We start from the raw sequence: 22574 nt of genomic DNA, 5'->3' as shown, positions 1-22574 counted from the left end.
CTTTTTCCTCGTAAGTATTATAGAGTGAGGCTTTAAAAATGAGCGATGAAACATCTCAGAAATACTTTTATTGCCTTTTTCTTATTAAAATCCTCATAAAGTTTTTCGAAGTAAGAACTGCGAATTCTATTGGCTTTTGAAGAATTCGTAAAAAAATTGCTTTAAGAAGGAGCCATATTTTATATCTTCTAAGTATGTTTTAATAAAGGAAATAATAATTCAATTAAAAAATCATTTGGTTTATTAAGAATTTATTATGATTTTTGGCGTAGGCTAATTCAAATTTAAACAATAATGAAAAACAAATTACATGGAATTCTTACGCTACTCTTAGCGTTCGTAGTGCAATTTACGTTTGCACAACAGAAAACGGTAACCGGTACGGTGACCGATGATCAAGGTTTACCTCTTCCTGGGGTGAATGTGCTTGTAAAGGGAAGTTCCACAGGGACCCAAACAGATTTCGACGGAGAGTACTCGATAACTACATCACAGGGAGAAACTTTGGTGTTTAGTTTTATTGGATTTTCATCTGCGGAGAGACAAGTAGGTTCGTCTAATATTTTAGATGTAACTATGGAAGTTGATGCTTCATCTCTTGATGAGGTAGTTGTAACTGCACTTGGTATAGAGCGTTCTGAGAAATCCCTGGGTTACGGGGTTTCTACAGTTAAGTCGGAAGAACTTAACGAAGTAAGGGAAACAAACGTTCTTAATGCTTTACAAGGGAAGTCCTCAGGTGTTCAGATTTCTAATCAAAGTGGAAACGTAGGAGGTTCTACAAGAATTACAATTCGAGGGATATCTTCATTGAATGGTGATGTACAGCCTTTATGGGTTGTGGATGGTGTGCCAATTTCCAATGCTAATATAGCGAGTGGTTCAAGAATTACCGGTGGATTCGATTTTGGAAACAGAGCGCAGGATATTAACCCTGACGATATTGAAAGTGTAACTATATTAAAAGGGGCTTCTGCTGCTGCCCTCTATGGTTCTCGTGCTTCAGGAGGTGTTATAGTGGTTACCACTAAGAAAGGTAAAGCGGGTAGAGCTGCATCTTTTCAGGTTAATTCATCGCTGCGATTTGATGACCCTCTTATTCTGCCTGATTTTCAGAATGAATATGTATTTGGAGATCAAGGGGAAGTGGATACTGAAACTGCCATCAATGATGGAAACCCTGGTCTGCCGGGGTGGGGTCCTAGCATAGGTGATGTTCAAGGTCAAACTTATACTAACGTAGCGGGAGAAGTAGTGCCATTTGAAATTTTTGAAAATGGTGTTGAAAATTTCTATAGAACCGGTGTTACTAAGATTAATAATTTTAACGTTTCTGGAGCTTCAGAAGGTGGTGCGGATGATTACAGGCTGAGTCTTTCTCATACAGAGCAAGAGGGGGTTATTCCGAACTCTAGTTTAAATAGAATTAACCTCGGTGGTAATGCAGGAGCAACGCTTACGGATAAATTGAAATCAAGGGTAAACGTTAATTACGTAAGAACAAATACAACAGGGACTGCTGCTGCTGGTGCCAATGATCCTAATGTATTAACTAATATCGTAAATGGTCTTCCAAGGACCACTGATTTCTCATTATTTCAACCTTTTGCGGATGAATTTGGTGACCAATTGAGCCCAGCTGGTTTACAGACAAATAACCCGTACTGGATCGCAAATGCTAACGCTTCTCAGACTAGTGTAGAGCGTTTTTATGGGAATGCCACTATTGATTTTACTCCTATCGAAAATTTGAGTCTTTTAGGTAGAGCAGGATATGACTCCTATACAGACAAGAGGTTAACTCAGAATAGAAATGGAACTTTAGGTAGATTTAATGGATCTTATAGAGATGATTTTATTCAAAGTAGAGAATTAACTTTAGATTTCATAGCTACCTATGACTGGTTTATCAATGATGATTTTAATATCACTGCAAGGGCAGGTACTCAATGGAATCAAAGAGTTATTGATAGAACGGGAAATATTGCTACGGATCTTGTAGTTCCAGGACTTTTAGATCCAGGAAATGCTGAAAATAACAGTCCTTTTAAAGATTTTTCTGATCGTAGAATCCATGGTGTATTCGGTGATATAACATTCGACTATAAAGGATGGGCTTTCTTAAACGCTACCGGAAGAAATGATTGGTCTTCAACGCTTCCTGAGCAAAATAGAAGTTTCTTCTACCCTTCGGTTTCAGCTAGTTTAGTTTATACTGATGCACTTGATATTAAAAGTGACTTCTTTAGTTATGGTAAAGTGAGAGCTAGTTGGGCGAATGTAGGTGTAGATACCGATCCTTATTTGTTAAGCTATAACTTTAACCCATTGACTACTTTCTTTGGTCAGTTTGGAACTGGTGGTACTTATCCATTTAATGGTAACCTGGCCTTCGGTTCTCAGGGTTTCCTAGCTAATCAAAATTTGAAGCCGGAAAATCAGGAAAATATTGAATTTGGTTTGGAATTTGGATTCTTTAATAACAGGATTACAATAGATGCTACCTATTATGAAAATAAAACTACGGATCAGATTTTATTCTTGCCAACACCGCAAACTTCAGGTTTTAGTTCATTTTTGACCAATATAGGACAGGTTAGTAATAAAGGTGTAGAACTGGAATTAGGCGCTAGGGTTTTGAATGGTGATGATTTTACGTGGGATGTTGATTATAACTTCACCTCTAACAGGTTTGAAGTTGATGATTTAGGTGATATTCCTGGTGGATCATTAAACTTAGAAACTGGTTTTAACGGTATTGCGGTAAGAGCAGTAGAAGGTGAAAGCTTACAGTTATATGGCCCAAGATTTGCAAGAGTGCAAGATGAAAATGGTGACCCAATAGAGGATCAAATACTTGTGAATTCTGATGGGTTGAGACAAGTAGGTTCTCCTGATAACCTGGGAGATATTTTCCCTGATTTTATTATGGGATTAACTTCTACCTGGAGATATAAAGGTTTTGCCTTAACAACTACTTTTGATTATAGAAATGGTGGTAAGATGTTTTCTAATACAGTTGGTCAATTAAGAAGAGATGGGCTTGCAGCTGAAACTGCAGCGAATGGTCGTGCAGATATCGTGGACACTCAAGCTTTCAGATTAAATGAAAGTGGGGAAGCTGTTCCAAATGATATCGCAGCCAGTCCTCAGAATTACTGGGCTGCCTATTCTAGTGCAAGTGTTGTAGAAGGTAATGTTTTTGATGCTACTTTTATTAAATGGAGAGAATTGAGCTTGACTTATACCCTTCCTTCTTCTTATTTAGATAACATTTTCTTGGAAGGTTTAAGGATTGGAGTACAGGCTAGAAATTTAGCAATATTTAATTCTGAAGTACCTCATGTTGATCCTGAAGCATCTTTAGGTGGAGCAGGAAGTAACCTTCAAGGAATTGAGCGTGGTGGAGTGCCTTCTCCAAGAAGCATTGGGTTTAATGTAAATATGAATTTTTAAACATATAAAATGAAAAAATATATAAATAAAACAATTGTTTTTGTACTTACCGTAGCCGTTTTTGGTGTAGGTCTTGTTAGTTGTACAGACGATTTTGATATAAATACAGATCCTCTGGCCGCTACTACTGTAGAACCGAGCCTTTTGTTTCCGACTATAATGGTTGGAATGTCACAAAACAGAACGGTTGAATTGAATGCTGTTAATATGCAAGCTCAGCATTGGGCGAGTACTGGTTCTTCTGGAGTTTTTTCTAATCCCGAAAGGTATACTATTAGCCCTAACACAACTAATAATGTTTGGGTTGGTCATTACACTACTGTACTTAGAAATTTACAGCAGGTTAGAGTGTTGACCGAAACTAATAATCCAGAGGCACTTAATATAATTGGACAAGCCAAAGTATTTGAAGGATTTGCCTATTTGAACCTAACACAGATTTTTGGTGATATCCCTTTTAGTGAAGCTATTCAAGTAGCAGATTTTCCCAATCCTAATTTTGATAGCCAGGAAGATGTTCTTCGCGGGGTAATTAACAGGTTGGACGAAGGTATTGAACTCCTGCAAACGGAAACTGATATTGTGACTTCGGGAGATTTAATGTATAACGGTGATAGGGAAAACTGGATTCGTTTTGCTAATTCACTTAAGTTGAAGGCTCTTATGTTGATTGCTAATGTAGATTCATCTGTACAAGGTGAAATCCAGGCGGTTTCAGCGGAACCTTTAATTGTTGAGAATTCTCAGAATGCGTATTTGCCTTATAGTGATAATATTGGTAATGAGAACCCATTATGGAGAACGATCGATTTATTTGCTGGTGGGGATAATTTATTTTTCTATGCGGGAAGTACATTGACTGAGATTTTAAATGAGAACAATGATCCGCGTAGGGATGTATTCTTTGACAGAAATGATGATGATGAGATTGTTGGCCAGGATCAGGGTGTGTTTGAAGTAACAGGTATTTCGCCAGTAAGCTTAAATATTTTACGACCAGATCTTGAAGATCGTTATGCTACTGCAGCAGAAACACATTTCTTTTTGGCAGAAGCTGCCTTAAAAGGATATATTTCTGGAAATGCTCAGGAATATTATATGATGGGAGTTGAGGCCTCTTTAGATTCTTATGATGGTCAGCCTGGCGAGATTTCAGCTTCGGAAAAGGATGCTTATTTAGCAGCTAGAGGTAGTATTGAAGGACTTTCGACTGAAGATGCTATAGAAAGAGTTCATATAGAGCAATACGTTGCCTTATTCACAAGAGGAATTGAAGGTTGGACGCATTGGAGAAGAACTAAAACACCATCTTTTATGGTTCCAGAAAATGCTCAGCTTGATGATATCATTAGAAGGTATCAGTATCCTGTTAGTGAAATCACTTCAAATCCTAATGCGCCTAGTCAAATGGCATTGGATTCACCTATGTGGTTTGAAGAATAATTATCAATATTCTCTAATAATTGAAAACCATCCCATTAGGGGTGGTTTTTTTGTTTTGTCCAATTTCAGTTTCCTGTGATTTTTATTTTTACTTTTGCTAGAGTCTTTTTTATCTATGAAAATTTATATACTGTTATTTTTCTTGATTATTCCATTTTTAGGTTTCTCCCAAACCAGGTTGTCTGGATCTCCGGGTGGAAATAATGAAAATACTGAAACCCAAGAAGACACTATAAAACCACCAATCTCTGCTTATAAGATAATTTCTATAAAGAATGATACTACTTTTGTAGATACCACGCTTACTATAGAAAAAGACTATAAATTTAATTACCGCCGCCAAGATAACTTTGAATTACTTCCATTTTCCAATACTGGCCAAACCTATAACAGACTGGGTGCCGATTTTGATGCTCAAAAGTTATATCCTGAATTTGGTGCACGGGCAAGGCATTACAATTTCCTGGAAGTAGAAGATGTTTTTTATTACCATGTTCCTACACCAATTACAGAAGCTTATTTTAAAACAGTACCAGATCAGGGGCAGCAATTAGATGTTTTATTTTCTATTAATACTGCTGAACGCTTAAATTTCTCTGTCGCTTACAAAGGAGTTCGTGCTTTAGGGAGATATCAAAATGAGCTTACCAGTACCGGTATATTTAGGTTCGGCCTTAACTATAAAACTCTTGATAGGAAGTATCACCTAAGAACACATTTTGTTTCCCATGATTTAATGAACCAGGAAAACGGCGGGTTGTCAGAACTAGCCCTTCAGCAATATATAGATAGAGAAGAAGAATTTGAAGACCGGTCTTTATTGGCTATGAATTTTGAAAATGCTGAAAGCACCTTATATGGCAAGCGATTTTATTTGGATCATTACTACAATATGGTAGCTCCTGATTCACTTGCTTCAAATACCTTGAAAATTGGCCATACTTTTAACCACGATTATAAAAAATTTGAATTCCTGCAAAATAGTGCCGTGAATCAAATTTTTGGACCCTCATTTCAACAATCTAATTTAAGAGATCGAGTGAGGTTAAGTGAATTTTATAATGAAGCTTATGTGAAATGGTCTAACAAGACCCTGGGGGAAGTAAAAGCTAAAGCTGCCGTTAAAAATTTTGAGTATGGTTACAATACGTTCTATATAAGAGAAAATGATACTATTAATAATAAACTCAACGGAACAAATTATGCTGTAGGTGGTGAGTATAATAAAAGTATCGCCGGTTTTAATGTTAAAGCTGATGCAATGTTGAGTTTTGCTGGTGATTTTACAGGGAGTTATCTGGCAGCTCAAGCTTCTTATGCTTTAGATGAGGAGAATAAACTGGAATTTGGGGTAAACCAAAATAGCCATATGCCAAATTATAATTTTCTATTGTATCAAAGCAACTATATAAATTATAACTGGCAAAATGATTTTGATAACGTGAATACGCAAAGTATCTACGGAAAATTAAATTCTAAGAAATTGCTGGATGTAGAAGGGAGGTTAACTCAAATTCAAAACTATACTTATTTTACCAGGGGCGAAGATTCCTTAGTTAAACCATTCCAGGCAGGAGACCAGGTTAGGTATTTAAAACTAAAAGCACATAGAAAGTTTGATTTTGGTCTTTTTGCAATAGATAATACACTTATGTACCAGAATGTACTTGATGGAGCCTCGGTATTAAATCTTCCTGAATTTGTAACCCGAAATTCTATATATTATAAAGATGAATGGTTTGATAAAGCACTATATCTTCAAACAGGATTTACATTTAAGTATTTTACTAATTATAATATGAATGCCTATGATCCTATTTTAGCCGAATTCTTCGTGCAGAATTCAGCTGAATTTGGGAATTATCCGGTCGTAGATTTCTTTTTTAATGCGAAAGTAGATCAAACACGAATCTTTCTGAAGCTGGAGAATGTCAATTCTCTAATTGAGGCTAACAATAATTTCGTAGCACCAAATTATCCTTATACCGATTTTCTGCTGCGTTTTGGGCTGGTATGGAACTTTTTTCTCTAGAATTTTAGCTACAAGTAATCTTCTTTAAATCTCTTTTTAACTTTTTAAATGCTGAATTATTTCGCACAAAGCTTTTATTGAATCGAAATTTAGCTGAGTTTAGGTGATTTGATGAGAAATCCTGAAAAATCATTAAATATAAATTTATTGTTGCGCATCTAAAAAACAGCAGTATATTTGCACCCGCTTTGAGACGCAACGAGGGTTGGGGATGAAGCTGGGAAGTTCATTGCATATTGGGATACGGTGATTTTTTAAGGTTGAAAAAGCTTTAAAATAATAAAAGTAAAAAAAACTTATTTTTTACTTGCCAGAATCAAAAGAGGGTGTATATTTGCAGCCGCAAAAACAGCGAAGGTTTTTAATTAAAACGGCAGTTGTTTTTAATGTTCTTTTGAGAATGGAAAGCTTTAAAAAAAGTCAAAATTTTTTCTAAAAAAGATTTGGCTGATAAAGAAAAAGCGTTGTATATTTGCAGCCGCTTTCGGCGCAAACGAGTTCCCAGAAATATTGAAAAAGAAATCCCGGGTGGGTGAGATAGCGAGAGGTTCGAGTCCTTTAATTTCGACAAGAATATCCCGAGTAATATTGGGAAAGTTCATTGATTTATTGAATTGACAGCGCGTACATTTTTCGAGAGAAGAATGATACAAATAATTTAGAATTAAGACTAGAGAAGTCATCTTTGAGTACAGACGATTTGATTGTTGTAATTATATTTAAGAAACAACGATGAAGAGTTTGATCCTGGCTCAGGATGAACGCTAGCGGCAGGCCTAACACATGCAAGTCGAGGGGTAACAGGGAAGAGCTTGCTCTTTCGCTGACGACCGGCGCACGGGTGCGTAACGCGTATACAACCTACCTTTTAGCGGGGAATAGCCCAGGGAAACTTGGATTAATGCCCCATAGTATGGAGGTCTCACCTGAGACCATCATTAAACATTTATGGCTATTAGATGGGTATGCGTCCTATTAGTTAGTTGGTAAGGTAACGGCTTACCAAGGCAGCGATAGGTAGGGGTCCTGAGAGGGAGATCCCCCACACTGGTACTGAGACACGGACCAGACTCCTACGGGAGGCAGCAGTGAGGAATATTGGACAATGGGCGAGAGCCTGATCCAGCCATGCCGCGTGCAGGAAGACTGCCCTATGGGTTGTAAACTGCTTTTACAGAGGAAGAACCACCCCCACGTGTGGGGGTTTGACGGTACTCTGCGAATAAGGATCGGCTAACTCCGTGCCAGCAGCCGCGGTAATACGGAGGATCCAAGCGTTATCCGGAATCATTGGGTTTAAAGGGTCCGTAGGCGGGCAGTTAAGTCAGTGGTGAAAGTCTTCCGCTCAACGGGAGAACTGCCATTGATACTGATTGTCTTGAGTTATTATGAAGTGGTTAGAATGAGTAGTGTAGCGGTGAAATGCATAGATATTACTCAGAATACCGATTGCGAAGGCAGATCACTAATAATATACTGACGCTGATGGACGAAAGCGTAGGTAGCGAACAGGATTAGATACCCTGGTAGTCTACGCCGTAAACGATGGTTACTAGCTGTTCGGATCGATTGAGATCTGAGTGGTTAAGCGAAAGTGATAAGTAACCCACCTGGGGAGTACGTTCGCAAGAATGAAACTCAAAGGAATTGACGGGGGCCCGCACAAGCGGTGGAGCATGTGGTTTAATTCGATGATACGCGAGGAACCTTACCAGGGCTTAAATGTAGTCTGACAGGGGTGGAAACACCCTTTTCTTCGGACAGATTACAAGGTGCTGCATGGTTGTCGTCAGCTCGTGCCGTGAGGTGTCAGGTTAAGTCCTATAACGAGCGCAACCCCTGTGGTTAGTTGCCAGCGAGTAATGTCGGGAACTCTAGCCAGACTGCCGGTGCAAACCGCGAGGAAGGTGGGGATGACGTCAAATCATCACGGCCCTTACGTCCTGGGCCACACACGTGCTACAATGGTAGGGACAGAGAGCAGCCACTTCGCGAGAAGGAGCGAATCTACAAACCCTATCACAGTTCGGATCGCAGTCTGCAACTCGACTGCGTGAAGCTGGAATCGCTAGTAATCGCATATCAGCCATGATGCGGTGAATACGTTCCCGGGCCTTGTACACACCGCCCGTCAAGCCATGGAAGCCGGGGGTACCTGAAGTCGGTCACCGCAAGTAGCCGCCTAGGGTAAAACTGGTAACTGGGGCTAAGTCGTAACAAGGTAGCCGTACCGGAAGGTGCGGCTGGAACACCTCCTTTCTAGAGCAATGCCTTTTAAGGCAAAGCGCAATAATCAAAAGGGAAGTTCTTAAAGACCTTTTTTGGTTTTGATTCTAAGCTGTCGATTTAATATTTAAAGAATAAAGGACAGTCTCATAGCTCAGCTGGTTAGAGCGCTACACTGATAATGTAGAGGTCGGCAGTTCGAGTCTGCCTGAGACTACGACGCGCTAAGGCGCAGTTCAAAGTTAAAGGTTCATAGTTCAAAGTAATTTGAATTTGAGACAACAACGTTCATTACAAATTGAAAGGAAATTTTAGAAGTTGGGAATCCCAGGTTGACATATAGGTCATCAATTAACTGATAACTGTTAACTGATACCTGACAACTGAAAAATGGGGGATTAGCTCAGCTGGCTAGAGCGCCTGCCTTGCACGCAGGAGGTCATCGGTTCGACTCCGATATTCTCCACGATTCCTTAAGATCTAAGGGAGATAGGTAATTTAAACAATCAGGAAATGCGTAAAGCATATTCGTTTGGTTATCATTGAAATTAGATTGTTAGAGAGGAAAAAAGTTCATTGACATATTGAGAAACAAAGAATACGAGAAAACTACAGTTATAGAAGTTAAATTTTATAACGAGGTAAATTAAATTAATAGAATACATTGTGATTAAGGTCACGAGAAATTCGAGCATAAGCAAGAAGCATACAAGCTAGATAAGGGCGTATGGGGAATGCCTAGGCTCTCAGAGGCGAAGAAGGACGTGATAAGCTGCGAAAAGCTGCGGGGATTGGCACATACAAGTTGATCCGCAGATATCCGAATGGGGCAACCCACTATACTGAAGGTATAGTATCCTTTAAGGAGGCAAACCCGGAGAACTGAAACATCTAAGTACCCGGAGGAAGAGAAAACAATAGTGATTGCGCTAGTAGCGGCGAGCGAACGCGCATTAGCCCAAACCATAAGGTTTACGGACCTTATGGGGTTGTAGGACCACAACATTTGTTGCAAACAGAATTAGAACAGGTTGGAAAGCCTGGCCATAGACGGTGACAGCCCGGTATAGGTAAAGAATGCAGTGATAGTGGTATCCTGAGTAGTGCGGGGCACGAGAAACCCTGTATGAATCCGGCGGGACCATCCGCCAAGGCTAAATACTCCTGAGAGACCGATAGTGAACCAGTACCGTGAGGGAAAGGTGAAAAGAACCCTGAACAAGGGAGTGAAATAGATCCTGAAACCATACGCTTACAAGCGGTCGGAGCCCTTCGGGGTGACGGCGTGCCTTTTGCATAATGAGCCTACGAGTTACCGTTTCCAGCAAGGTTAAGCAGTTCAGCTGTGGAGCCGTAGCGAAAGCGAGTCTTAATAGGGCGTTTTAAGTTGGTAATGGTAGACGCGAAACCGTGTGATCTACCCTTGGGCAGGTTGAAGCTGTGGTAACACATAGTGGAGGACCGAACCCGTTGACGTTGAAAAGTCTTGGGATGACCTGAGGGTAGGGGTGAAAGGCCAATCAAACTCGGAAATAGCTCGTACTCCCCGAAATGCATTTAGGTGCAGCGATATGATAGTTTTATAGAGGTAGAGCTACTGATTGGATGCGGGGGCTTCACCGCCTACCAATTCCTGACAAACTCCGAATGCTATAAAATGTTTTATATCAGTGAGGGCATGGGTGCTAAGGTCCGTGTCCGAGAGGGAAAGAACCCAGACCATCAGCTAAGGTCCCAAAATATATGTTAAGTTGAAGAAACGCGGTTGGACTGCCCAGACAGCTAGGATGTTGGCTTGGAAGCAGCCATTCATTTAAAGAGTGCGTAACAGCTCACTAGTCGAGCGGTCCGGCATGGATAATAATCGGGCATAAACATATTACCGAAGCTATGGACTTTATATTTAGATATAGAGTGGTAGGGGAGCATTGTAACAGAGATGAAGGTGTACTGCGAGGTATGCTGGATTGGTTACAAAAGAAAATGTAGGCATAAGTAACGATAATGCGGGCGAGAAACCCGCACACCGAAAGACTAAGGATTCCTCAGCTATGCTAATCAGCTGAGGGTTAGTCGGGACCTAAGGCGAACCCGAAAGGGGTAGTCGATGGACAACAGATTAATATTTCTGTACTTGCCCCACGTTAAAGCGGACGGAGGCGAAAAGTTAGTGCGTGCTGACGGAATAGCACGTTGAAGGGAGTGGTAACACCCCGATAGTACACAAAAGCTTCGGCCGGCGTGATAATCTAGCGAATCGACTTCCAAGAAAAGCGAGTGGTGGCAACCCGTACCGTAAACCGACACAGGTAGTTGGGATGAGAATTCTAAGGTGCTCGAGAGATTCATGGCTAAGGAACTAGGCAAAATGGGCCCGTAACTTCGGGAGAAGGGTCGCCCCGCTTCGGCGGGGCCGCAGTGAAGAGGTCCAGGCGACTGTTTATCAAAAACACAGGGCTCTGCTAAATCGAAAGATGATGTATAGGGCCTGACACCTGCCCGGTGCTGGAAGGTTAAGAGGAGATGTTAGCTTCGGCGAAGCATTGAATTGAAGCCCCAGTAAACGGCGGCCGTAACTATAACGGTCCTAAGGTAGCGAAATTCCTTGTCGGGTAAGTTCCGACCTGCACGAATGGTGCAACGATCTGGACACTGTCTCAGCCATGAGCTCGGTGAAATTGTAGTATCGGTGAAGATGCCGATTACCCGCTACGGGACGAAAAGACCCCGTGCACCTTTACTATAGCTTAGTATTGACTTTGGACAAGTGATGTGTAGGATAGGTGGGAGACTTTGAAGCGCCGTCGCCAGGCGGTGTGGAGTCATTGTTGAAATACCACCCTTTACTTGTTCGAAGCCTAACCTCATTATTGAGGGACAGTGCTTGGTGGGTAGTTTGACTGGGGTGGTCGCCTCCAAAAGAGTAACGGAGGCTTCTAAAGGTTCCCTCAGCACGCTTGGTAACCGTGCGTAGAGTGCAATGGCAAAAGGGAGCTTGACTGAGAGACATACAGGTCGATCAGGTACGAAAGTAGAGCATAGTGATCCGGTGACACCGCATGGAAGGGTCATCGCTCAAAGGATAAAAGGTACGCCGGGGATAACAGGCTGATCTCCCCCAAGAGCTCACATCGACGGGGGGGTTTGGCACCTCGATGTCGGCTCGTCACATCCTGGGGCTGGAGAAGGTCCCAAGGGTTGGGCTGTTCGCCCATTAAAGTGGCACGCGAGCTGGGTTCAGAACGTCGTGAGACAGTTCGGTCTCTATCTGTAGTGGGCGTTAGAAATTTGAGTGGACCTGATCCTAGTACGAGAGGACCGGATTGGACCAACCTCTGGTGCACCAGTTGTTCCGCCAGGAGCATTGCTGGGTAGCTACGTTGGGAAGGGATAAGCGCTGAAAGCATATAAGCGCGAAACCCACCACAAGATGAGATTTCTTTAAAGGACCGTGGGAGACGACCACGTTGATAGGCCACAGGTGTAAAGGCAGCAATGTCATAGCCGAGTGGTACTAATAATCCGTAAAGCTTGATGCGATTCCCACGCCTGCAAAGGTGTGGGGACTTGAATGCTTTATCTTGAAGTTCTTCTATATTCTTTGTTTCTTAAATATGTCAACTTATTAGGAGTTGGATAGGACGTTTAAAGACGTGTTATGCCAAACTCAAAGACTTAAGGTGGTTATGGCAACGGGGCTCACCTCTTCCCATTCCGAACAGAGAAGTTAAGCCCGTTAGCGCAGATGGTACTGCTATTTGTGGGAGAGTATGTCACCGCCTTTTTTTTAAAGACCCTTACATTAAGTTGTAAGGGTCTTTTTTTTGGAATAAAATTATGAGGTCCCGCTGCGTAGCGGGATTAATTCCCATAGCTTTTCATACTGCGTGCAAGCACTTGTATTCAAAGGTGGTCATTTAATATGTCACCGCCTTTTTTTAGAACCCTTCATCATTTATTTAGTGAAGGGTTTTTTTATGTTTCAATTTTAAAGAATTCTTTACTGACTTGGAAGGATTGGATAATTAAATCTCCCTGTTAATACTTAAGACCGGTATATGGTAATTATTAATGATCTCTTCAGTAATACTCGGGCTAAAAATCGTATTGAAACCTGAACGCTTATGGCTTATGCTTGTAAAAAGATCTGGTTTTAGTTTGTTGATCGCCATTCCTATTCCCCTTGCTTCATTATTTGCGTTAAACCTTTCTACTTCCAGATTTCTCCATTCTTTTTTATCTAAAAAAATAGATATCATTTCATCAATCTCACCAGTTTCTTTAAAATTATAAGCTGTATTAATATATACCAGGGTGATTTTTATTTTTAATTTTTTCAAAAGCTTATAAACTTTTTCAAATGCATTTTTGGATTCTTTCAAAAAATCTGTGGCAATAAGAATATTTGATAGATTTTTTAAATCTACCTTATGTTTGATTGCTAAAACTGGCACTTCAGAATGTCTTATTAACTTTTGAGTATTTGAACCCAGGATTTTTTCAAAACCTTTGGCACCATGAGTTCCCATAATAACTAACTCATAGTTCTCTGGATTTGTATAATTAATCAATTCATCGAGACCTGTGTTGTAGATTAAGATATGTTCTGCCTCAATACCATTATTTTCCGCTTTTTTCTCCCAGGTTTTTAATTGATCTTTTGCAGTATTGATTCTTTCCTTAGTTTCGGGATACTTGCTTTCATCCTTTAGATTTAATTTTTGCCAGTCTACAGGCGTTTTTACACTATGCAAAAAACGGATAGGAAGTTTAAGAAATTTGGCCATTTCTATACCAAATTCTGATGCATTAATCGCAGATTCTGAAAAATCGGTGGGTATAAGTATATATTTCATGGTGCCAAATATTTTTATTAAAGTTAAAATGCTTCCACGCTAATTAAAATGATAAAAATCAGGTTTTCTAAGATAGAAATTCCGCAGAAAAAATTAATTCTACTATTTTTGACCCACTTATGAATGTAGATAATTTAGAACAGGGGTTTTTCGGTATAGGTATTCAAAATGGAAAAACACCGGAGAATTTGGGAGTACTCTGGCGATCTGCTCAAAATATGGGCGCTAGTTTTATTTATACTATTGGGAATAGATATGCCAAGCAAGCCTGTGATACTCATAAAGCTGTTGGTGCTATGCCTTATTTTCATTATGAAACTTTTGAGGATTTTTATGCGCACTTACCTAAAGGTGCAATGCTTGTGGGGGTTGAACTAACCGATAATGCTGAGGCCTTAGAAGAATTTATCCATCCAAGACGCTGCGTTTATTTGCTGGGAGCGGAAGATCATGGTCTTTCTAATGAAGCTATAAAGAAATCACACTTTCTGGTGAAATTTCAGTCTCGCTTAAGTCTTAATGTTTCTGTAGCTGGAAGTATAATTATGTATGATCGTAGCAGTAAATCTAAATTTTCCACCTGATTCCCTTTTCTCTTATTTTATAAGCTTTATTATATCGGGATTTTTAATCAGTTTGGTTAAATTAGCGGCAATTACACTAAAAACTTAATAGAATGAAATACTTATCCAGAGCTATGCTTGGCCTTGCGGTTGCAGGAATGTTTACCACCGGGGCAAAAGCACAGGAGGTTGTGGGAAACAACCAGAGTGATTTTAATGAATTTATGGATCGCAGCGGTAATATGTACCGTGATGCTTCAGGAAAACCGGGATCTGAATACTGGCAGAATGAAACCGATTATGAAATTGAAGTTACTTTAAATGATGAAGACCACACTATAAAGGGGGAAATAACATTAACGTATACCAATAACAGTCCCCAGGAATTAGATTTTATCTGGATGCACTTAGAGCAAAATCGATTTAAAGAAGATTCTCGTGGAACCTTAACTACACCAGTTCAGGGAAATCGTTATAACGGTGATATTGATGGTGGTTATACTATCTCTAACCTGGAAGCAAAAGTTAAAAGAAGCTCTTCTTCAGAATATTTAATTAACGATACCCGTATGCAGGTATTCTTCGAAGACCCTATTCCTGCTAAAGGAGGAAAAGCTACTGTATCTATGAATTTTGAATATAAAATTCCAGTAGATGGTATGGATCGTATGGGTAGACTTGATGTTGAAGACGGTACTATTTATGCTTTGGCGCAATGGTTTCCAAAGGCAGCGGTTTATGATGATGTAGAAGGTTGGAATATAGAACCATATCTTGGTGCCGGCGAGTTTTATTTAGACTACGGGGATTACGATTTTAAAGTTACTGCTCCTGCTAGCCATATTGTGGTAGCTTCAGGTGAATTGCAGAACCCAAGACAGGTGTTGTCTTCAAAAGTTAGAGATAGAATGGATAGGGCTGCTAAAAGCGACTCTACTGTTTATTTAATTAAGCCGGAAGAAGTTAATGATATGTCTTTGCGTGCGAAACAGGAAGGAACGCTTACCTGGCATTTTAAGATGGAAAATACTCGTGATGTAGCTTTTGGTTCTTCAAAAGCCTTTATTTGGGATGCCGCCAAAATAGATTTACCGAGTGGTAAAACAGCCATGGCACAATCGGCATATCCAAAAGAAAGCGACGGGCAGGATGCCTGGAGCCGTTCTACTGAATACTCTAAAGCTTCTGTAGAGCATTATTCTGAAAAATGGTTTGAATATCCTTATCCTGTGGCTGTTAATGTAGCTGCCGATATAGGCGGAATGGAGTATCCCGGACTTAACTTTTGCGGATGGAAAAGCGAAGGCGCTTCGCTTTGGGGAGTAACCGATCATGAATTCGGCCATAACTGGTTTCCAATGATTGTTGGTAGTAATGAAAGACGATATGCCTGGATGGATGAAGGTTTTAATACTTTTATCAACTATTACAGTACTAAAGAATTTAACGATGGTGAATATCCTACAAGGTTAAACCAAACCAGGAATATGACTGGCTGGTTCACAAGCAAGGAACGTGAAGGTATTGATACTTATCCAGATGTTTCTAACTTGAGAAACCTTGGGATGATCGCTTATTACAAACCTGCAATTGGTTTGTTATTATTAAGAGAATATATTCTTGGGGAAGAGCGTTTTGATAATGCATTTAAATCTTACATAGAAACATGGGCATATAAACACCCTCAACCTGCCGATTTCTTTAACCATATGGAAAATGTATCTGGAGAAAATCTTTCCTGGTTCTTTAAAAAATGGTTCTATGGTACAGGAAATATAGACCTTGCTATAGATGGTGTGAGAGAATACCAGGGTAATTACCTGATTTCAGTTTCTAATGCTGGAGAAATACCAATGCCGGTTAAAATGAAAATCTCTTACGAAGATGGTTCTACAGAAAATGTAACACTACCGGTAGAGATTTGGCAACGAGGAGATTCCTGGAATCACTTGCACCGTACCGATAAAGCTATTGAAGCTGTGGAGTTAGATCCAGATAAAATTTTACCAGATGTAAATTCAGGAAACGATGCCTGGCCGAATTCTTTTTATAAAGATTAGGGACTAAAAATTTTAAATAAAAAAAGCCGTTTGAATTTTATTTCAAACGGCTTTTTAGTTTTCAACGAATGCTTCTTGAGTTTGCCTCAGGTTTATTTGATTTTCTATTTTCCTTTGAAAAGTGATTTTTCTTTAATCATTTTCGCTGTACTTTCGGGTAGCATAGACTCCCAACCGGTTTCTCCTTCTCGAATCATTTGGTGAACCTGCCGTGAATGAATATTTAAAGTTTCTGGATCATAATCTTTTATATCTATCACCCGCCCATTATCCTTGAAGTATTGATAAAGTTCTTGCATTCTTGGATGTACTTTTAAATTCTCACTGGTAATAATTTCTCCGGTTTCTTCATCTTTAAGCGGATATAAATAGATCTTAAGGCTTTTAAAGAATAATTTCCCGAAGGCTTCTAGAATACCTCCACTTAAATGGCGATAATATCTTTCGTCAAAAATATCCTGTAAGGTGCTTACACCCATAGTAAGACCCATTCTTTCTTTAGTATGTTGCCCAAAATATTCTACCACCTTATAATATTCCTGGAAGTTAGAGAGCATAACTGTTTGCCCTAAAGAACCCAGTAATTCTGCGCGATCCAGGAAATCCTGCTCATCTATTTCTCCTTCTCCTTTAAGATTGGAGAGAGTGATTTCAAAAATCACAACAGCATTTTCTTTTTCTACCTTTCTTTCATTGAGAAAAAGATCCAGTGACTTTTCATACATAGCCATGTTTACCTTCGTAACCGGTCTAAAACTTCCTCGAAGCGTTAAGATATTTCTTTTGTAAAGAATACTTGCCGGGAGTACATTATTGCCGTCCGGAGCAAACATAATAGCTTCAGTAATTCCATTTTTAACTAATTCCAGGCTCATTAACCGGTTATCTACACCTTCAAAAGCAGGACCGGTAAAATTTATGGCGTCAATTTCAATTTTATCAGTACTAAGATGATCAAATAGATGTTTAAGTAGGTTCTTAGGATTATCGTAGTGATAAAATGCACCATAAATGAGATTTACTCCCATGGTACCTAAACTAATTTGCTGGTGCGCTGCATTATTTTCGTGGAACTGAACGTGTAATACAATTTCGCTATAATCTTCTCCCGGTTTAGTTTGAAATCTAATTCCCAGCCAACCATGACCCTTATATTTTTTAGCCCAATCTATTGTAGCAACTGTATTCGCGTAACTAAAAAATAATTTATTTGGATGTTTCAGTCGGGAGATACGTTCTTCAATAAGTCCTGTTTCATAACGCATCATACTGGTTAGGCGTTGTTCAGTAACATAGCGCCCATCATCTTCAATTCCGTAGATAGCATCACTAAAATCTTTATCGTAAGCGCTTAGGGTTTTAGCTACGGTACCTGAGGCATTTCCTGCTCTAAAGAAGTGCCGAACGGTCTCCTGGCCGGCACCAATTTCAGCAAAGGTGCCGTATATGTTTTCATTTAGATTGAGGCGCATCGCCTTGTTCTGCACAGAAGTTATTTCTTCAAACTCCTTTTCTCCTTCAGCAATTATTGACATCTTGTGTTTTTTTGTTGGAGTATAAAGTTAAGAAACTTAAACTTTATCTACCGCAACTTTATAGGTTGGATCTTCTAAAATATTTACTTCAATTATGGCATCAGCATTATGCAATAATTTTCTGCAATCTTCGCTTAAGTATCTTAAGTGAAGTTTTTTACCTTGTTTGTTATATCTTTCGGTAAGTTTATTTAGAGCTTCAATCCCCGACATATCGACTACACGGCTTTCAGAAAAATCTATAATTACTTCTTTAGGGTCATTTGAAACATCAAATTTATCATTAAAAGCCTGAACAGATCCGAAGAAAAGTGGGCCATAAATCTCATAATGTTTTATACCATCTTCATCTATTCGTTTTCTGGCGCGAATACGTTTTGCGTTATCCCAGGCGAACACCAATGCAGAAATAATGACCCCTACAAGTACTGCTAATGCCAGGTTATGTAAAATTATGGTCACCAAGGTAACCAAAATCATCACTAAAACATCAGATTTTGGCATTCTACGAAAAGTTCTGAAACTAGTCCACTCGAAGGTTCCTACGGCGACCATGATCATCACCCCGGTTAAAGCTGCCATGGGTAATAATTCGATTACCGGTGCTCCTACCAGAATTATAGCCAAGATGGTTAACGCGGCTACAATTCCTGAAAGTCTTGCGCGAGATCCGGAAGATAAATTTACCAGCGTTTGGGCTAACATAGGGCAGCCACCCATTCCGTAGAAAAAGCCATTGGCAATGTTTGCAGTTCCCTGGGCTACACATTCTTTATTACTACGACCGCGCGTGCCGGTAATTTCATCAACAAGATTTAATGTTAATAAACCTTCAGTTAGCCCTACTGCCGCCATAATTAGCCCATAGGGAAAAATGACCTGCAGCATTTCTAAAGTAAGGGGAACCTGTGGAATATGGAAAGGTGGAAGGCTACCACTAACGGAAGCAATATCCTTTACCTGTCTTGTTTCAATTCCGAAGAAATAAACGATAGCGAAAACAACCAATATGGCTACCAAAGATGGTGGTATTGTTTTGGTTATTTTTGGAAGAATAAGGATAATACCAATAGTTAGCACCACTAATGCCAGCATAATTAATAAAGTATCTCCGGTTAACCATTGTACCTGGCCGTTAATAACCTCTTTAAATTGTTCTAACTGAGCAGTGAATATAATTACTGCCAGGCCATTTACAAATCCAAACATTACAGGTTGCGGTACCAGCCGAATAAATTTACCCAGTTTAAAAACTCCAACTGCAATTTGAATGACCCCGGCCATGGCAACCGCGGCGAATACATATTCTAGTCCGTGAGAATTCATTAAAGCGATTAAAACTACAACTGTAGCACCGGCACCACCAGAAACCATGCCTGGGCGTCCCCCAAGTACGGCGGTAATAATACCCATAATAAAGGCTGCATATAAACCTACTAGTGGTGGAAATCCCGCAAGAATAGCAAAAGATAAAGATTCTGGAATCATAGTCATCGCTACGGTAAGTCCAGCAAGGATTTCATTTTTGTAATCTACTTTTTGTGAAAAATCAAACAGGTTGAAGATTTTTTGCATCAGAATATAATTTTAATAAAAAGTTGGAAAGCGGAAGTTCTTCCGCAGAAAAATAAATTTCGGAATAAAATAGAAAGATAGACTTAACTGCCTAGGGCGGCGTAAGTGGAGATGATTGTATGTTTCTTCTATGCTTCATAAGAGCGGGCAAAATTAGCCAATTATTTTTGTTAGCCAAGTTTGTAACTACTTTAGTAAGCATTTTTAATGTATTAATAGTATGAAGCTATCTGATTATCAAATTGCTAATAAATTTTGTTAGAAAATTAAAGTAAAACCTATTTTAGAAATAAATTTAAATCAAAAGCAGATAACTGTAAGTGAATCGTCTTACCTTTGCAGTATAAAAATTATCAAAATGGCACATAAGGCAGGATTTGTAAATATTATTGGGAACCCAAACGTGGGGAAATCTACTTTAATGAATGCTTTTGTAGGCGAAAAATTGTCTATTATCACTTCTAAAGCGCAAACCACCCGCCACCGTATTTTGGGAATTGTAAATGGCGAAGACTTCCAGATGTTGCTAAGCGATACCCCAGGAATTATAAAACCGGCTTACGAGTTGCAAGAATCTATGATGGGTTTTGTAAAATCTGCTTTTGAAGATGCCGATGTTTTGATATATATGGTAGAAATTGGGGAAAAAGAGCTTAAAGATGAAGCCTTTTTTAATAAAATTATAGGAACCGATATTCCTGTTATTTTATTGCTGAATAAAATCGATAAATCTAACCAGGAAGAATTAGAAAGTCAGGTGCAAATGTGGACAGAAAAGGTGCCTAATGCTGAAATCTTCCCGGTTTCGGCTTTGGAAGGTTTTAATGTTGCCGAAGTTTTTAACCGAATTATTGAATTACTTCCAGAATCTCCCGCGTTTTATCCAAAAGATACACTTACCGATAAGCCTGAGCGTTTCTTTGTAAATGAAATTATTCGCGAAAAGATTTTAATGCATTATAAAAAGGAAATTCCTTATGCAGTAGAAATTGATACTCAGGAATTTTTTGAAGAAGAGAAAATAATTAGAATGCGCAGCGTGATTATGGTAGAGCGCGAGACTCAAAAAGGAATTATTATTGGTCATAAAGGTGCCGCTTTAAAAAGGGTTGGGGTAGAAGCTCGAAAAGATCTTGAGAAATTCTTTGGGAAACAGGTTCATCTTGAACTTTATGTAAAAGTGAACAAAAACTGGAGAAGCGACCAACGGCAATTGAAACGTTTTGGCTATAATGAATAATTCTTCTAGATTAATTTTATAAAAGCTTTTATCTAAAAATTCAAATTAAATACTTCAAATTTTTTACAGAAAACTTCCGTTTTCTAAGTTTCGGGTAAACCCGAATTTTTACACTAATTTTGCAAACAATTATATTCTCTGAATCAACTCAGAGAAAAACCTCATTTGGGGAATAAAGAATAGAATGTTATGGGCAATATTGTAGCCATTGTAGGAAGACCAAATGTTGGGAAATCTACTTTTTTTAATAGATTAATTCAACGCCGCGAGGCGATTGTAGATTCGGTTAGTGGGGTTACCCGCGATCGTCATTATGGCAAATCTGACTGGAATGGGCGTAATTTTTCGCTTATAGATACCGGAGGTTATATTGTTGGCAGTGACGATATTTTTGAAGCCGAAATAGACAAACAGGTAGAGCTCGCCATAGATGAAGCCGATGCCATCATTTTTATGGTAGATGTGGAAAGTGGAGTAACTCCCATGGATGAAGATGTAGCACAATTACTTAGAAAAGTTGATAAGCCTGTACTTCTTGCCGTAAACAAAGTTGATAATAATAAGCGATTGGAAAACGCTGTAGAATTTTATTCTTTAGGTCTTGGCGAATATTTTCCTATTGCAAGTACAAATGGTAGTGGTACAGGAGATTTGTTGGATGCTTTAGTAGAAGCACTTCCTGAACACGAAGCCGAGGAAGAAACCGAATTACCAAGATTTGCAGTAGTGGGTCGTCCAAACGCAGGGAAATCTTCTTTTATCAACGCCCTTATTGGGGAAGAACGTTACATCGTTACAGACATTGCCGGGACTACCCGTGATGCTATGGATACCAAATACAATCGTTTTGGTTTTGAGTTTAACTTAGTAGACACCGCCGGGATAAGAAGAAAATCTAAGGTTAAGGAAGATCTTGAATTTTATTCGGTAATGCGATCTGTTCGTGCTATAGAAAATTGCGATGTATGCCTTGTAATCTTAGATGCTACGCGCGGATTTGACGGTCAGGTTCAGAATATTTTCTGGCTGGCACAAAGAAACCGAAAGGGAATTGTGATCCTGGTGAATAAATGGGATTTGGTTGAAGATAAAGAGACCAATAGTATGCGTGATTACGAAGCAATGATACGTCGCGAAATAGAACCTTTTACCGATGTGCCTATTGTTTTTATGTCAGTCCTAACTAAGCAACGAATTTTTAAAGCTATAGAAACTGCTGTAAAGGTTTATGAGAATCGTAGTAAGAAAATTAAAACTCGAGAGCTTAATGATATAATGCTGCCAATAATTGAGCAGAATCCACCGCCGGCTTATAAAGGCAAATATGTGAAAATTAAATTCTGCACGCAATTGCCCACGCCGCAGCCGCAGTTTGCATTTTTCTGTAATCTTCCGCAGTATGTGAGAGATCCCTACAAACGTTTTATAGAGAATAAACTTAGGAAAGAGTTTGATCTAACCGGAGTGCCAATTTCAGTATATTTTAGGAAAAAATAAATTAGCCGTTAAACTTTGTAACAAATTGAGAGTCTAACTACCAATATAGTTAGTAAGGCATCGCTTTGTCTTGATTTATTCAATTTTTAAC

The 22574-nt window shown here is 39.3% G+C and carries 10 protein-coding genes, 2 tRNA genes and 3 rRNA genes; 12 read left to right on the top strand and 3 right to left on the bottom strand.

The genetic code is table 11. The features are described from left to right. The first annotated feature begins 294 nt into the window (after positions 1-294). The 8 genes from FG27_RS05935 to rrf all read left to right on the top strand — a co-directional run bounded on the left by FG27_RS05935 (position 295) and on the right by rrf (position 12942). Positions 295-3456, top strand: coding sequence for a SusC/RagA family TonB-linked outer membrane protein (locus FG27_RS05935; protein WP_037316789.1), 3162 nt, complete (start codon positions 295-297; stop codon positions 3454-3456). A gap of 9 nt (positions 3457-3465) precedes the next feature. Further along, positions 3466-4899 (top strand): SusD/RagB family nutrient-binding outer membrane lipoprotein, encoded by a 1434-nt coding sequence (locus tag FG27_RS05930; RefSeq protein WP_037316787.1) that lies wholly within the window; start codon positions 3466-3468, stop codon positions 4897-4899. A 115-nt stretch (positions 4900-5014) separates the two neighbouring features. Continuing rightward, a complete protein-coding gene (locus FG27_RS05925; RefSeq protein ID WP_037316784.1) occupies positions 5015-6931 on the top strand; it encodes a putative porin in 1917 nt (638 codons plus the stop codon). Between the two features lie 729 nt (positions 6932-7660). After that, positions 7661-9190, top strand: a 16S ribosomal RNA gene (locus FG27_RS05920). Between the two features lie 110 nt (positions 9191-9300). Continuing rightward, a tRNA-Ile gene (locus tag FG27_RS05915) sits at positions 9301-9374 on the top strand. Positions 9375-9549: 175 nt separating this feature from the next. Further along, positions 9550-9623: transfer RNA gene (locus FG27_RS05910), tRNA-Ala, on the top strand. Positions 9624-9862: 239 nt separating this feature from the next. Continuing rightward, positions 9863-12696 (top strand): 23S ribosomal RNA (locus FG27_RS05905). A gap of 137 nt (positions 12697-12833) precedes the next feature. Next, positions 12834-12942 (top strand): 5S ribosomal RNA (rrf, locus tag FG27_RS05900). The 16S, 23S and 5S rRNA genes sit together here with 2 tRNA genes alongside, the layout of an rRNA operon. Before the next feature lie 240 nt (positions 12943-13182). Here rrf and FG27_RS05895 read toward each other — a convergent pair. Next, positions 13183-14013 (bottom strand): universal stress protein, encoded by an 831-nt coding sequence (locus FG27_RS05895; RefSeq protein WP_037316781.1) that lies wholly within the window; start codon positions 14011-14013, stop codon positions 13183-13185. Between the two features lie 119 nt (positions 14014-14132). On the opposite strand from FG27_RS05895, the gene FG27_RS05890 reads away from it, so the two are divergent. Both FG27_RS05890 and FG27_RS05885 read left to right on the top strand, forming a co-directional pair. Beyond that, the gene (locus FG27_RS05890) at positions 14133-14597 is read left to right on the top strand and encodes an RNA methyltransferase (protein WP_037316778.1); all 465 of its coding nucleotides are present in this window, start codon (positions 14133-14135) and stop codon (positions 14595-14597) included. A 92-nt stretch (positions 14598-14689) separates the two neighbouring features. Next, positions 14690-16636, top strand: a complete 1947-nt coding sequence (locus FG27_RS05885) for a M1 family metallopeptidase (protein ID WP_037316775.1) — start codon at positions 14690-14692, stop codon at positions 16634-16636. A gap of 104 nt (positions 16637-16740) precedes the next feature. Here FG27_RS05885 and FG27_RS05880 read toward each other — a convergent pair whose 3' ends face one another. Further along, a complete protein-coding gene (locus FG27_RS05880; protein ID WP_037316772.1) occupies positions 16741-18171 on the bottom strand; it encodes a hypothetical protein in 1431 nt (476 codons plus the stop codon). 36 nt (positions 18172-18207) lie between these two features. Beyond that, complete coding sequence (locus FG27_RS05875) at positions 18208-19746, bottom strand: SulP family inorganic anion transporter (RefSeq protein ID WP_037316769.1); 1539 nt, start codon at positions 19744-19746, stop codon at positions 18208-18210. Between the two features lie 358 nt (positions 19747-20104). On the opposite strand from FG27_RS05875, the gene era reads away from it, so the two are divergent. Together era and der are read left to right on the top strand one after the other, a co-directional pair. Then, entirely contained in the window at positions 20105-20986 is an 882-nt protein-coding gene (era, locus tag FG27_RS05870) for a GTPase Era (protein ID WP_037316766.1), read from the top strand. Positions 20987-21175: 189 nt separating this feature from the next. Further along, positions 21176-22483: a ribosome biogenesis GTPase Der gene (der, locus tag FG27_RS05865; RefSeq protein WP_037316764.1), complete on the top strand. Its 1308-nt coding sequence runs from the start codon at positions 21176-21178 to the stop codon at positions 22481-22483. The last annotated feature ends 91 nt before the right edge of the window (positions 22484-22574 follow it).

This window comes from Salegentibacter sp. Hel_I_6, assembly GCF_000745315.1.
GTDB lineage: Bacteria > Bacteroidota > Bacteroidia > Flavobacteriales > Flavobacteriaceae > Salegentibacter.
Note: the sequence above shows the minus strand (reverse complement) of the source record. Positions and strands in the feature narration are given on the sequence as shown.

Bases quoted from the DNA above. Each gene is read 5' to 3' on its own strand.
- FG27_RS05875 (WP_037316769.1), bottom strand. From the start codon at position 19,746: ATGCAAAAAATCTTCAACCTGTTTGATTTTTCACAAAAAGTAGATTAC.
- FG27_RS05890 (WP_037316778.1), top strand. From the start codon at position 14,133: ATGAATGTAGATAATTTAGAACAGGGGTTTTTCGGTATAGGTATTCAA.
- FG27_RS05930 (WP_037316787.1), top strand. From the start codon at position 3,466: ATGAAAAAATATATAAATAAAACAATTGTTTTTGTACTTACCGTAGCC.
- FG27_RS05880 (WP_037316772.1), bottom strand. From the start codon at position 18,171: ATGTCAATAATTGCTGAAGGAGAAAAGGAGTTTGAAGAAATAACTTCT.
- era (WP_037316766.1), top strand. From the start codon at position 20,105: ATGGCACATAAGGCAGGATTTGTAAATATTATTGGGAACCCAAACGTG.
- FG27_RS05925 (WP_037316784.1), top strand. From the start codon at position 5,015: ATGAAAATTTATATACTGTTATTTTTCTTGATTATTCCATTTTTAGGT.
- der (WP_037316764.1), top strand. From the start codon at position 21,176: ATGGGCAATATTGTAGCCATTGTAGGAAGACCAAATGTTGGGAAATCT.
- FG27_RS05935 (WP_037316789.1), top strand. From the start codon at position 295: ATGAAAAACAAATTACATGGAATTCTTACGCTACTCTTAGCGTTCGTA.
- FG27_RS05885 (WP_037316775.1), top strand. From the start codon at position 14,690: ATGAAATACTTATCCAGAGCTATGCTTGGCCTTGCGGTTGCAGGAATG.
- FG27_RS05895 (WP_037316781.1), bottom strand. From the start codon at position 14,013: ATGAAATATATACTTATACCCACCGATTTTTCAGAATCTGCGATTAAT.